Origin of the sequence: Limosilactobacillus kribbianus, assembly GCF_026413145.1 — a bacterium.
In the GTDB taxonomy this organism is placed as follows: Bacteria; Bacillota; Bacilli; order Lactobacillales; family Lactobacillaceae; genus Limosilactobacillus; species Limosilactobacillus kribbianus.
Genome location: NZ_JAOVYZ010000054.1, coordinates 1 through 12,906 on the forward strand (window position 1 = coordinate 1; position 12,906 = coordinate 12,906).

The following is a 12,906-nucleotide window of genomic DNA, read 5'->3' on the forward strand; positions in this document are numbered from 1 at the left end:
TGATTCTCGACGCTTAGCTTTTAAAACACCTTGGTACCAAGGCTTATTTAAGTGCGTCAAAAATCTGGTCAAAACAAGTTTGTCAGTGATAATTTTATCTTGACTTATTACCACATGACTTGATCTGCGCCCAGTGGTTCAGCGGCCCGTGACCGTGACCAACATTGATGCCATCGCGAATGGTGGCCTCGACGTAGTCCTTTCCGGTCTGAATGGCCTCCTCCATCGTGTGGCCCTTAGCGAGCTCGGCGGTGATGCAGGCGGAAATGGTATCGCCAGTCCCGTGAGTGTTATGAGTGGCAACCCGCGGCGAGGTCATCCAGAAGTCTTCACCACTTGCGAGGAGAACAAAGTCGTTGGCGGCATTGGCATCGTGGAAGTGACCCCCCTTGACGAGGACGTTCTTGGCGCCTAGGGACTGGAGCTTTTTGCCAGCCGTGACCATTTCATCCTCCGTTTCGATCTTCATCCCCGTTAGCTCCTCGGCTTCCGGCAGGTTAGGCGTGACCAGGTCGGCGAGCGGCAGGAGCTCATCTCGGACAACCGCAATGGCGTCATCGCTGAGCAGTTTGGCACCGCCTTTGGCAATCATGACCGGATCAACGGTCAGGGGTCCAAGATCATACTTCTTCAGGTTGGCCACTACCGCCTTGACCCGCGGAACGTCGGCCAGCATCCCTGTCTTGCAGGCCCGGATGTTCAGGTCGGCCGCCAAGGAGGCGAACTGCTCGTCGATCATCTTGGGCGGTATCGGGAAGGCATCCTGGACGCCGAGCGTGTTTTGCGCGGTCACAGCTACCACAACCATGGTTGCGAAGACGTGCCGCATTTGCATTGTCTTGAAATCAGCCGCGATTCCGGCACCACCGCCACTATCGGTACCGGCAATTGTCAAAGCTTGTGGGAAATCATTAGTCATTATTTTCATTCATCCTTTCTACGGCTCTCTTGCGCACGCTTGTACTGGTGAGCTGACATAATTCATCAAAGAACCGGCTTTGCCACTGTCCGAGCCCCCGGACGTTCTTTGCCGCCTGAACACCAGCGAAGGCAAAAGCCTGGCAGGCAAGGCTACACGTTGGCAGCGGTGCTTCTCCCAATGCTAGGTAGGCCGCCAGAGTGCTGGACAGCATGTCCCCACTGCCGACATTTAGCGCTAGGTAGCGATCGCCCAATGGATTGGTAAAGACGTCCTGGCCGTTGGTAACGAAGTCAGTGGGCCCGGACAGCACGACGAGGGAGTGGTACTGGCGAGCGCATTGCTGGGCAATGTCCGCTAGGTCCGAATGGCCCTGACCGGCATCGATACCGTGGGCCTGCCACTTAACCCCAGCTAGTGCCGCAATCTCACCCGCATTTCCCCGGATGACCGTGAAATGATAGTCCATCAAAAGCTGATGAGCTATCTTGAGGCGATAGGGGACACTGCCAACGGCGACCGGATCGAGGACAACCGGAAGCCGGTTAGTATTGGCATTCAGGACCGCCCGGATTTGTTTCAACTGGGCTTCAGTAATCGTTCCAAGATTGATGGTGATCGCATTAGCCAGTTTAACCATCGCCGCGGCCTCGGCGGGCTCTTTAGACATGATTGGTGAAGCGCCGATCGCACTCAGCCCATCCGCCACCTTATCGATGGTGACGCTGTTGGCCACCGTCAGGACGACTGGATTGGTTTGCCGCAAACGGTTGATCAATGGATATGACAAATTTTCACAGTTCAAGAATTTCACTCCTTCCGGGCACCTTTTGGGCACCACTAAGAAAATCCCCACCAGACTTACGTTGGTCTGATGGGGATTTTCTTTTTCATCCGCATTTCCCTCCGCAAGTACTGGCTTGACAGGTTCATAGAATCCACGCTTTTGAGCGCATCTCAGTCCGGCAGACGGACACTCCTAATGCAAAATGTTTATTTATTTCTTAACTATTATTCAGTATAGCACTTTTGTGGGAAAAAGGTTAATGCTCCAGATATTTAATCATCTGTGGCAAGATCGAACGCGCCTCGCGTTGGCCAGTTTCATACAATTGGCGCAATTTTTTGACATTCCCTTCGATTCGGCTGACCTTGACCGGTTGCTGAGGAGCGATGGTGAAGAGCTTTTTCTCCTTCGTTAGGCGGTTGATTTCTTCGACTTGGTGATTGTAGACGGTTGGCCGGTTAATGGCGGCTCGAACAAAGAGCGGGTAATCCCGACCGTAGTAACGCTCATAAAGGCTGGCCAGCGTCCGACTCGTGGGTTCCTTGCGGTAAGTGATGTCCCGTGTCCGGATGACCACGATCTTATCATAGCCTTGCTGTTGGGCGAGATCGTAAGGAATTGAGTCGGCCACTCCACCATCCAGACAGAGGCCCTTACTCGTTCGTTGCGGCTTGGCGATAATTGGCATTGACGAAGAGGCTTTGAGTGCTCGGGTGAGCTCATCGCCAACTGGGTTGGTAAAGCTGACGGCCTTGCCAGTGACCATGCTGGTGGCAACGGCGGTAAAGTTAGAGGCAGAACGCTCGTAGGCCCGCTCGTTAAAGTTTTCCCAGCGCCAGCCATGGTCCTCAAACAGGTAGTCGAGATTGATGATCGTTTGGCGGTGGAGGAGATGCGAGAATGAGATGTAGTCGCGGTCGTGGCGGTGGTTGATGTTAATCATCGCTGCTCGGCCATACTGCTTGGAGACAAAGTTGGCTCCGCACAACGACCCGGCCGAAACACCGATGACACTGTCGAATTCGATGTGGTGGGCTAAAAAGGTATCCACGACCCCGGCCGTATACTGGCCACGAAAGGCGCCACCCTCCAAGACCAAAGCTGCATTGTATAGCATTCGCTCCACGCTCCCTTAAATTTGGTGTTACCCAAAATTATACAACATCCGCTGCGGGGAATGTCAACGGGATTGCACTAGTCGGGCAGATCGTCGATAATAGACATAAGGAGGGATGACTAATGATCAATGATCAGCTAACGGATCAGCAGCGGGTTCAACTGGCCCAGCTCGAATACCACGACTGGCAGGTGGGTGAGACAGTTCAATTAGACGGGCTCACCATCGGTCAAGTCAGCCAGCTGATCCAAACGGCGAATGGTTTTCGCGCCACCGTGGTTATTAGCGGGCCCCATGAAGTCACCGTTCTTTTGCGTGGTTCGTCCGGAATTCGTAAGGGTGACCCGACCACCTGGACGAACGAGTGGCTGCGAGTAAACCTGCCGATTGGCGGGGCCATTTTGAACCAAGTCCCGACCATCCCCCAGGAGATGTGGACCGCCGCCCAGCAATTTAATAAGTTGCTCCATCAACACCCTGCCTGCCGCTTTTACATCTATGGTCACTCCCTCGGCTCGATCAACGGTCAATTTGCCTTGGCAAATTGCGCCGCGCCCGCTCAAGTAGCAGGGGCCTGGCTCTATGAAGGCCCTAACCTCTACTGGTTGCTCGGTGATTCTCAGCGTCAGATTGCTCTGAACCTGCGCTGTCAGATTTTTAACTACATTGATCCCCGTGATGTTGTGGCGCTAGGCTACCTTGATGACCAGCACACGATTGGCCTTCTGCGGGTAGTTGACTCGCTTGTGATGGCCCCAATTAGCCAGCACATGTGGGGTGGGTACCGTTTCGACAGCCACGGGAAGTTGCAACTGGCAGACCCCTGGGGACCTCATCGCCGGGCCCAATTAGATCAGCAGGTGATCGACCGGGTCCAGCGCCTGCAACGGTACCGCTCGTTACTGAATCAAGAACTGGATGAACAATTTCTATAATTATAAAGAAGACGGCTGGAAGTTTCCGGTCGTCTTTTTTACCTTTCTGGATGTTCGCTAATTTCTTCCAAAGCTGCGCGTTGCTGTTTTTGATCGACATGGGTATAAAGATCGGTTGCAGATGTGCCCTTCTGTCCTAGCTGCTGGGCCACCAGCACTTGGTCCTTGGTAACGTTATAGAGTTCCGAGGCCAGGGTGTGACGAAGCTTGTGGGGAGTGAGGGGATGCCCAAAGGCAGTGGAATACTTTTTGACCATTCGCTCGATTGAATTGGCCGTCATCCGGCGCGTTTCACCGTGGTAGACCGTTAAAAAGCAGGCCGGATCCTTTTTGAGGGCATGGTAACGCTGGGCACGAATCGTCAGATAAGCTTGAATGTATGGCAGGGCCCAGGGGGCAATCGGGACCGAATCACGCTGACCACCTTTCCGGGTGACATCGAGCAGCTTTTGCTTGAGATTGAGATCAGCCAGGTCGACGTTGGCGGCCTCTGAAACCCGGACGCCAGTTCCTAGGATCAGAGTAATGATCGCAATATCGCGCTCCTTGTTACGCATGAATGCAGTGCGAGCACGCTTATCGCATTTTTGAGGGTACTCGTTTTCAATGAAGTTGATAAAGTCGAATTTCATCTGCCCTCGGTACATATGGGAAGCAAGGTTGTGGGCCCGGTAGTTTAGTGTTTTAGTATCATTGAGCGAGTCAATCTTCAACATGACGTTGCGGTAAAAGTACGGTTCGCCATCTTTGACATCAGCAGTAACCGTCAAGAACTTGAACAGCGAGCGTAAAGCATTAATGGATCGGTTGATTGAGGTTGGTGAATTAAGGCGCCCCTGGGCGTTGGTGCTGTGTTTGAGATGATCAATGTAAAGCATAATGTCACTGCGCCGTAATTTCGCCAGCGTCGCCGTTTGAATTGCCCGATTATCCTGAGCTTTGACCAACCCGCTAACCCGCAGCCAGTCGAAGAAGCGCCGGATCTCCGTCAGGTATTGGTAGGTCGTTGTGACAGCATGGTTGGTGCCAAGGTAATATTCATTGACATAGTCGGGGAGCTTGGTCAGCTCCTCTTGAATCAATTTTAAGTACTTATCTGCTTCCAAATTGTTCACTCCATCGTTCGTTTTTCCTGTCCTTATTATACCGTATTAATGAGTAAAAGGTGCTTGATTCAGTGCTTGCATTACAGACGTGCTATGGCAAAAACCGAATGATTAAATTTTAAGCGCTCTCATCGAAAGTAAATTGCTGACGACTTTTCCAGGTCGTGCTAGAATGAGATTAGTTCCAAATGAGAATTTGATTAAATTGCTGTAGCAACGGGAGGACGTGATTAGCGAATGGTAGATTTGGCACAAATTAAACAACAAACCAAACAAGGACTTACCGAACTGCTCGACCAGGCTAAGCTCAAGAAAGGGGACTTGTTCGTACTGGGCCTCAGCACCAGCGAGGTTCAGGGTGGGACAATCGGTGAGGACTACAGTATTGAAGTCGGCCGCGCCATTGTAAAGACGATCATCAATGAATTGAAACCCTTGGGAATCCACCTGGCGGTCCAGGGGTGTCAACACCTGAATCGGGCATTAGTGGTTGAACGCGCCGTTGCCGAACAGTACGGTCTCGAACAGGTGCTGGTTTATCCGCAAATCCATGCCGGGGGTGCTGGCCAGATTGCAGCCTTTGAGAATTTCGAAGACCCGATTGAGGTTGAACAGATCCAGGCCCATGCCGGAATGGACATTGGCGATACCTTTATTGGCATGCAAGTGCGTTTCGTTCAGGTGCCGGTCCGGAATTCAATTGACACTATCGGGCAGGCCCACACAACCTATCTGCGGTCCCGGCCGAAGTATATTGGCGGTCCCCGGGCAAAGTACAGCTGGGATCCCTTTGATCAGCAACACTAAGAGAGGAAAATGGCATAGTGAGTAAGAGTAATCAGCGCTTGCGCCGTCTCACCCTGGCGGCGCTCTTAATGGCGCTTTCCGTTGTTTTAGGGCGTTTTTTCCTGATCCCAATTCCCTGGACGCACGGAAACTTAAACCTGTGTGACGCTGGGATCTTGATTGCATCAATGCTTTTAGGACCGGCATACGGGACGGCAGTCGGCGGCTTCGGGGGGATGTTCCTCGATCTGATCTCTGGCTATCCCCAATATGCGTTCTTTTCACTGGTTTCCCACGGCCTCGAGGGCCTGTCAGCTGGGTATTTCTACCAGAAAGCGGGCGAACGACGCGGTTACCAGTGGCTGGCGTTGATCCTCGGTGCAGTTATCATGGTGGTCTGCTACTTCTTCAGTGACTCCATCCTGTACCATTCCTGGATGGTCGGCATTCTGGGGATCGGTGGCAACCTCCTTCAAGGGGCGATCGGTGTCCTGGTCGCAATGTGGCTGGTTCCGCACCTCAAGAAACATCTATTATTATAAATAATTAAGTTCAAATGCTCCGTCGGCTGGCGGGGCTTTTTTCGTGTCTTGCTTTTTATTGCAAAATCGACTAAGATATCTTGCTAGATAGCTAACAAATGATGGAGGAAGATAAATGCAAAAGAATATTGGCCAACTACTGAAGGAGGCTGCCCGGGCACTCAATCATTCCATTGACCGGTTCGCGGCCCCATACGGCCTAACGGGCAATCAGATGAGTCTAATTGACTTCATGAGTCGCCAACCTAACATGACCTGTAGTCAGCAACAGGTTGAACACGAATTTAATATTAAGCGTTCGACCACGACGGTGATGTTGCAACGAATGGCGGCCAAGGGCCTATTAGACCAGCATCCCAATGCAACGGATGGTCGGAAAAAGGAAGTTACCCTAACTGCCAAAGGGCAGGGACTCATTGTGCCGGTCCGCTCCTTTATTCAGGAAAAGGACCAGCGGCTGTTGGAAGACTTGAATCCGACAGAGATCCAGGCGTTTCGCCGGATTTTAGTGATGATTAAAGAGGAGGCAGAGCATGACTGAAGAAAAAATTCCGAAAAAAGTGATTGCGGCGATCGTGGCGACCGGCCTGATGTCGTTTTGTGGGGTGATTGTGGAGACGTCAATGAACGTAACCTTCCCAATCTTGATGCGGGAGTTCAATGTTACTACCGATACAGTCCAGTGGATGACGTCAATCTATTTGCTGATCGTAGCGATCATTGTCCCACTTTCAGCCGTTCTCAAGAGTTCTTTTAAAACCCGCACTCTTTTTACGGTTGCTAACTTGCTCTTTATCACCGGGGTAATCATTGACGCCCTGGCACCTTCCTTTGCCTTCCTGCTGCTTGGTCGGGCCGTCCAGGGGATCGGAACGGGAATTGCTTTACCGCTGATGTTCAACATCATCATGGAACAGGTGCCCCGAAGCAAGCTGGGCGTGATGATGGGGATTGCCAACCTGATTACTGGAATTGCGCCAGCGATTGGCCCGACCTTTGGAGGGATCATCGCCAACCAATTGAACTGGCGATGGGTCTTCTACATCCTGATGCCGTTTTTGATCCTGTCCTTTGTGCTCGGCCAGTGGGGAATTACACAAAAGTCGCCACTGCGTCGAGAGCGAATCGACCTCTTCAGCATGGTGATGATCGTGGCTCTCTTTACCGGCCTGGTCAACGGTTTCAGCAACCTCAGCAGTCGCCCCTTCATAAGCCTAAGCGTGGGCGGCTCGCTGCTAATTGGCCTGGTGGGGATGATCGGTCTCATCTGGCGGTCATTGACAATTGAACAGCCGGTGCTCAAGCTTTCCCTACTTGGCAACCACGCCTTTGCGGGTCACGTCCTTGGTTTCTTTTTGACCCAAATCGTCTCCCTTGGCTTTGCCTTTCTATTGCCAAACTATATTCAACTGGTCAATGGCAACACCTCAATGGTCGCGGGGCTGGTAGTCCTGCCAGCAGGCTTTGCCGGAGCAATTTTTGCACCGCTCGGCGGTCGAATTTTGGATCGGTTCGGTGCCCGGCGACCAATCCTAATCGGGATGGGCTTCTGTATCCTTTCGTTAGTAACCTTCACCTTGCTGAGTCGACGGATGTCCAACGGTCTGATTTCCTTCGTCTACATTTTCTACATGGCCGGCATGGGGATGGGCATGGGTTGTGTAATGACCAGTGCCTTAAAGGAAGTTGGCCCTAAGGACAGTGCCCAGGGGAATGCCATCATGAACACCCTGCAGCAATTTGCCGGGGCGATGGGGACCTCGGTGGCCGCGACGATTGTGGCAGCCAGCCAGGCTAATTCGCATCTCAGTCGTGCAACGGCTACGGCAATTGGGACCCAGCATGCCTTTATCTTGCTGACAATCTTTGCTGTCATTATCTTTATTTCTTATTACCGAAGCGTGAAATCATAAGACAAGCGCCGCTGATGGAAGAATTTAACCATCAGCGGCGCTTCAATATTTTAAAATAAAAAAATCGGGAAAACAGGATTCGAACCTGCGACCCCCTGGTCCCAAACCAGGTGCTCTACCAAGCTGAGCTATTTCCCGAAGTCATTCATCCGCTCGCAGCGAACGAATATTATATTATCAAGAAAAGCGTGATTCGTAAAGACCTTTTTTTATTATTTTTAAGTCAGAACTGTTTTGCAAGCGCTTAACCAAGCCTGTACAACGACACTAAATGAATAAAAATACAAAAATATGTATTTGGTGTTGACAATCGTTAGAATAAAACTTATATTTTTACGCAATACATGAGCGAACAACAATCAATTATGTATAAATGATGCATTTTTATATAAAGGAGGGTATGCTGATGAAAAAATTGCTTATTCTTGAAAACGGAGCGGTTTTTACTGGAACTGGCTTTGGCGGTTTGGGATCCTGTAGTGGTGAAGTAGTCTTTACCACTGGGATGACCGGTTACCAACAGGCCATCACTGATCAGTCTTATGCTAATCAAATTCTGGTATTTACCAACCCGTTAATTGGTAATTACGGTGTCAACCTAAATAACATGGAAGCACTGCAGCCAGCTTGTGCGGGGGTGATTTGCCACCGCGTTGCGCGAGTAAGCAATAATTGGCGACAATCAGCTACCCTTCCGGCCTTTTTGAAAAAATGGGCGATTCCTGGAATGACGGGTGTTGATACCCGGGCACTGACCAAATTGCTGCGGGAACACGGCACCCTTAAGGGCAAGGTTGTCGATGCGGATGAAGAGCCAGATGTTGAGGCAATTGTCAAAGAATTGCAAGGTACGCCCGCCCAGACCCAACTGGCCTACCAGGTTGCGACGAAGAAAAAGTATCTGGTGCCGGGCAATGGGCACACCGTCATCCTGGTTGATCTGGGAGCTAAAGAAAGTATAGTGCGGGCGCTGGTTGCTCGGGGATGCAACGTGATTGTGGTGCCGGCAAACGTGACGCCAGGTGAGATCAACCAGATTCATCCTGATGGCGTCCTGCTCTCAAATGGCCCCGGCGATCCGGCGAGTCTAACGGGAGTCATCGCGATGGTTAAACAGATTCAGGAACGCTACCCGCTCTTCGGAATTTGTCTCGGCCACCAGGTTCTGGCGCTGGCCAATGGAGCCAAAACGGTGAAGATGCGCTTCGGTCACCGGGGCTTCAACCATCCTGTCCGCAATCTTCAAACTAAGCAGACGTTTTTCACCTCACAGAATCACGGTTACGTAATCGATGCCGCGTCCATAGATCCTCACCAGATCATGGTGACCTACCAGGAGATCAACGATGGAACGATTGAGGGGATCGCAATCAAAAATCATCCCGCCTTTTCCGTTCAGTTCCACCCCGACGCCGCACCAGGTCCGCACGATGCCGATCAGCTTTTTGACCAGTTCATTCAGCTGATGGGCCAGCAGAAAGGAGTCGCCAATGCCTAAGCAAACTAATATTCATAAAATCATGGTTATCGGCTCGGGCCCGATTATCATTGGTCAGGCTGCCGAGTTTGACTATTCTGGGACCCAAGCCTGTTTGTCCCTGCGCGAAGAGGGCTATAAGGTGGTGCTGGTCAATTCCAATCCGGCGACGATCATGACCGACACGACGATTGCTGATGAGGTCTACATCGAGCCGCTGACGGTTGAGTCAGTCACCAGCATTATTGAAAAGGAGACTCCGGATGCGCTTTTGCCAACCCTCGGTGGTCAGGTCGGTCTAAATTTGGCAGTCGCTCTGTCACAGGCGGGCGTACTGGACAAATATGGCATTCAGCTTCTCGGCACTAAGCTTGACGCCATTGACCAGGCGGAGGACCGGGAACGGTTTAAGAAGCTAATGGAGGATCTTGGCGAACCCGTCCCACCTTCAACAACGGTGCAGACGGTCGAAGCGGCGCTTTCCTTTGCCCAGGCCATCGGCTATCCGGTTATCGTGCGTCCGGCCTTTACGATGGGCGGTACTGGTGGCGGAATTTGCCAAACCCCCACGGAGCTGGCGACGGTCTGCGCAAACGGCCTTGAGCTTTCACCGGCCACCCAATGCCTGATCGAAAAATCAATTGCGGGCTACAAGGAAATCGAGTTTGAGGTGATGCGGGACGCCGCTGACAATGCGATGGTCGTTTGCTGCATGGAAAACTTCGACCCGGTGGGTATTCACACCGGTGATTCAATCGTCATGACCCCCGCCCAAACCCTGACGGATGACGAGTATCAAATGCTGCGTGACTGCTCGCTTAAAATTATCCGGGCACTGAAGATTGAGGGTGGCTGCAACGTGCAGCTGGCCCTGGATCCGCAGAGCTTTAACTACTATGTGATCGAAGTTAACCCGCGGGTCTCGCGTTCCTCGGCCTTGGCCTCCAAGGCGACCGGCTACCCGATTGCCAAGCTTGCCGCTAAGATTGCCGTGGGCCTAAACCTGGATAAGATCAAGAATCCGGTCACTAAGACCACCTTTGCCCAGTTCGAACCCGCCCTTGACTATGTTGTCGTCAAAATCCCGCGGTGGCCGTTTGACAAGTTCGCGCAAGCCGATCGGCATCTGGGGACACAGATGAAGGCGACCGGTGAGGTGATGGCACTTGGGCGTAGCTTGGAGGAGGCCTTTTATAAGGCGATTCGTTCACTGGAACTTGATTATCACGACCTGCTCGTTCCTCCGGTGATGGCCGCTACGGATGCTGAGATCAAAGACCAGCTTCAACATCCCCAGGACAACCGGCTATTTTACATTGCCGAGGCATTCCGGCGTGGGCAAAGCCTTCAGGCAATCCACGAACTGACGGGGATCAGTGAATACTTCCTCGACATCGTGGCCCACCTGGTAGAAATGGAGGCGGCACTAAAGGACAATCCTGGAAAACTTTCCCTGCTCAAGGAAGCAAAGGAATGTGGCTATTCCGACCAGACGATCGCTACGCTTTGGCACCAGACTCCAGATGCGATCCGGTCATTGCGGAAAGCCAACCAGCTGACACCGGTTTACAAGATGGTCGATACCTGTGCGGACGAGTTTGCCTCCCAGACGCCGTACTTTTACAGCTGCTATGACCAGGAAAATGAGAGCCAGCCTTTAAAGCAGCAGTCAATCCTGGTCATCGGTTCCGGACCGATTCGGATCGGGCAGGGGGTCGAATTCGACTACGCGACCGTCCACTGCGTCAAGGCAATTCAGGCGGCGGGCTACGCGGCAATCGTCATGAACTCGAATCCCGAAACGGTTTCGACCGACTTTTCAATCTCCGATAAGCTCTACTTTGAGCCGCTGACCCTTGAGGATGTCTTAAATGTCATTGACCTGGAGCAGCCAACCGGGGTAGTCATCCAGTTTGGTGGGCAAACGGCCATTAACCTGGCAGCGGGCCTAGCAGCGCACGGGGTGAAGATCCTGGGGACTCAGGTTAAGGATCTGGATGCCGCGGAGGACCGGGAAAGCTTCGACCAGATTATCAAACAGCTGGGCCTAAAGCAGCCGGTCGGTAAAACGGCGACGACCCACCAGGCGGTTCTGGCGGCCGCTGCCGAGATCGGCTATCCGGTGCTGGTTCGGCCAAGCTACGTGCTCGGTGGCCGGGCGATGGAGATCGTGAATAATGAGGAGGAGCTGGTGGCCTATTTGAAGGCCAACGCCCTCGTTACCAGCGATCATCCGATCCTGGTCGATGCCTACTTGGCCGGCTACGAAGGTGAGGTGGATGCAATCTGCGACGGGCACAACATCCTTATTCCAGGGATTATGGAGCAGGTCGAGCACGCGGGGGTCCACTCCGGTGATTCGATGGCGATCTATCCGGCCCAACACTTCACTTCTGAGATCAAGGACCAAATGGTGGCAATCACCAAGCAATTGGCCCTCGCCCTACACTGTGTTGGAATCATGAACGTCCAATTCATTGTCCACCACGGCCAGGTGTACGTACTGGAGGTTAACCCGCGGGCCAGCCGGACGGTGCCATTTTTGAGCAAGGTGACGAGAGTTGAGATGGCACAGGTGGCTACCAAGGCTATTCTGGGGACATCCCTTGAGGATCAGGGCTTTACCCAGGCTCTTTATCCGGAGTCAGACCAGGTCCACGTCAAAGCGCCCGTCTTCTCCTTTACCAAGCTGAACGACGTCGACTGCTACCTCGGGCCAGAGATGAAGTCGACGGGTGAGGTGATGGGATCGGCGCCAACATATAAAGAGGCGCTGGCAAAGGCCTTTACCGGTCAGCTGACTCACCCGTTGCCGACAAATGGGGCGGTCCTGCTGACTCCTGGCGAGGGCACGGTTGATGCAGTGCTAGGCTTGGAGACAGGATTTACCGCTGCTGGTTATCAAGTTTATGCACCGGATAAGTTTGCGGACCAGCTGAGTAAGAATGTTATTCCAGTTGCCACAGAGGACGTCTCTGATCTAATTGGTGCCGAGAAAGTCAACATTGTTATCAACACGATGAACCACGACACGGCTAAGGATTCACTGGGCTTCAAGATTCGGCAACACGCGATTGCCCATCACCTTGCCGTAATCACCTCACTGGATACGGCCAAGGCAATCCTAACCGTTCTGACCACCCATAAGAAGGCACCAGCACTGGTATAACAGCTTAAATACGCAAATACGGACATTGGTTTTTGGTATGCTCCCCTTAGGGTAGACACGGAATTATACAAAATTCTGTATCTAACCCTAGGGGGAGTTTTTATGTCCAATCGAACTAGTAATCATACCTTAAATCAGCGCCTAGCTGCTGTGAT

General features: G+C 52.3%; 11 protein-coding genes, 1 tRNA gene and 1 riboswitch. Of the genes, 7 read left to right on the top strand and 5 right to left on the bottom strand.

The window, feature by feature from the left end; translation table 11 throughout:
* Positions 1-94: 94 nt before the first annotated feature.
* The 3 genes from thiD to OCT58_RS08980 form a co-directional block, all read right to left on the bottom strand.
* Positions 95-919, bottom strand: a complete 825-nt coding sequence (thiD, locus tag OCT58_RS08970; protein ID WP_267202523.1) for a bifunctional hydroxymethylpyrimidine kinase/phosphomethylpyrimidine kinase — start codon at positions 917-919, stop codon at positions 95-97.
* Entirely contained in the window at positions 912-1,724 is an 813-nt protein-coding gene (thiM, locus tag OCT58_RS08975; protein WP_267202524.1) for a hydroxyethylthiazole kinase, read from the bottom strand. The genes thiD and thiM overlap by 8 nt, the downstream gene beginning before the upstream one ends.
* Positions 1,725-1,803: 79 nt before the next feature.
* A riboswitch (TPP riboswitch) is annotated at positions 1,804-1,910 on the bottom strand.
* A 52-nt stretch (positions 1,911-1,962) separates the two neighbouring features.
* Positions 1,963-2,823, bottom strand: a complete 861-nt coding sequence (locus tag OCT58_RS08980) for a patatin-like phospholipase family protein (protein WP_267202525.1) — start codon at positions 2,821-2,823, stop codon at positions 1,963-1,965.
* A gap of 122 nt (positions 2,824-2,945) precedes the next feature.
* On the opposite strand from OCT58_RS08980, the gene OCT58_RS08985 reads away from it, so the two are divergent.
* On the top strand, positions 2,946-3,758 hold the full coding sequence (locus OCT58_RS08985) for a hypothetical protein (RefSeq protein WP_267202526.1): 813 nt from the start codon (positions 2,946-2,948) through the stop codon (positions 3,756-3,758).
* A gap of 38 nt (positions 3,759-3,796) precedes the next feature.
* Here OCT58_RS08985 and xerS read toward each other — a convergent pair whose 3' ends face one another.
* Positions 3,797-4,864 (bottom strand): tyrosine recombinase XerS, encoded by a 1,068-nt coding sequence (gene xerS / locus OCT58_RS08990; RefSeq protein ID WP_267202527.1) that lies wholly within the window; start codon positions 4,862-4,864, stop codon positions 3,797-3,799.
* Between the two features lie 237 nt (positions 4,865-5,101).
* Here xerS and OCT58_RS08995 point away from each other — a divergent pair, with 237 nt between their 5' ends.
* The 4 genes from OCT58_RS08995 (at position 5,102) to OCT58_RS09010 (ending at position 8,105) form a co-directional block, all read left to right on the top strand.
* Positions 5,102-5,671 carry a TIGR01440 family protein gene (locus tag OCT58_RS08995; RefSeq protein WP_267202528.1) on the top strand — a complete coding sequence of 190 codons (570 nt, stop codon included), beginning with the start codon at positions 5,102-5,104 and terminating at the stop codon, positions 5,669-5,671.
* 14 nt (positions 5,672-5,685) lie between these two features.
* On the top strand, positions 5,686-6,192 hold the full coding sequence (locus OCT58_RS09000) for an ECF transporter S component (RefSeq protein ID WP_438361124.1): 507 nt from the start codon (positions 5,686-5,688) through the stop codon (positions 6,190-6,192).
* A 115-nt stretch (positions 6,193-6,307) separates the two neighbouring features.
* Complete coding sequence (locus OCT58_RS09005; protein WP_267202530.1) at positions 6,308-6,733, top strand: MarR family winged helix-turn-helix transcriptional regulator; 426 nt, start codon at positions 6,308-6,310, stop codon at positions 6,731-6,733.
* Positions 6,726-8,105 carry an MFS transporter gene (locus OCT58_RS09010; protein ID WP_267202531.1) on the top strand — a complete coding sequence of 460 codons (1,380 nt, stop codon included), beginning with the start codon at positions 6,726-6,728 and terminating at the stop codon, positions 8,103-8,105. The genes OCT58_RS09005 and OCT58_RS09010 overlap by 8 nt, the downstream gene beginning before the upstream one ends.
* A 64-nt stretch (positions 8,106-8,169) precedes the next feature.
* Here OCT58_RS09010 and OCT58_RS09015 read toward each other — a convergent pair.
* Positions 8,170-8,243: transfer RNA gene (locus OCT58_RS09015), tRNA-Pro, on the bottom strand.
* A gap of 268 nt (positions 8,244-8,511) precedes the next feature.
* Between OCT58_RS09015 and OCT58_RS09020 the strand changes: the two genes are divergently transcribed.
* The gene (locus tag OCT58_RS09020; protein ID WP_267202532.1) at positions 8,512-9,603 is read left to right on the top strand and encodes a carbamoyl phosphate synthase small subunit; all 1,092 of its coding nucleotides are present in this window, start codon (positions 8,512-8,514) and stop codon (positions 9,601-9,603) included.
* On the top strand, positions 9,596-12,751 hold the full coding sequence (gene carB / locus OCT58_RS09025) for a carbamoyl-phosphate synthase large subunit (RefSeq protein WP_267202533.1): 3,156 nt from the start codon (positions 9,596-9,598) through the stop codon (positions 12,749-12,751). Before OCT58_RS09020 ends, carB begins: the two co-directional genes overlap by 8 nt.
* The last annotated feature ends 155 nt before the right edge of the window (positions 12,752-12,906 follow it).

Coding starts and splice junctions, on each gene's coding strand:
- thiD (WP_267202523.1), bottom strand. CDS start 919: ATGACTAATGATTTCCCACAAGCTTTGACAATTGCCGGTACCGATAGT.
- OCT58_RS08995 (WP_267202528.1), top strand. CDS start 5,102: ATGGTAGATTTGGCACAAATTAAACAACAAACCAAACAAGGACTTACC.
- OCT58_RS09010 (WP_267202531.1), top strand. CDS start 6,726: ATGACTGAAGAAAAAATTCCGAAAAAAGTGATTGCGGCGATCGTGGCG.
- OCT58_RS08980 (WP_267202525.1), bottom strand. CDS start 2,823: ATGCTATACAATGCAGCTTTGGTCTTGGAGGGTGGCGCCTTTCGTGGC.
- OCT58_RS09020 (WP_267202532.1), top strand. CDS start 8,512: ATGAAAAAATTGCTTATTCTTGAAAACGGAGCGGTTTTTACTGGAACT.
- OCT58_RS08985 (WP_267202526.1), top strand. CDS start 2,946: ATGATCAATGATCAGCTAACGGATCAGCAGCGGGTTCAACTGGCCCAG.
- carB (WP_267202533.1), top strand. CDS start 9,596: ATGCCTAAGCAAACTAATATTCATAAAATCATGGTTATCGGCTCGGGC.
- OCT58_RS09005 (WP_267202530.1), top strand. CDS start 6,308: ATGCAAAAGAATATTGGCCAACTACTGAAGGAGGCTGCCCGGGCACTC.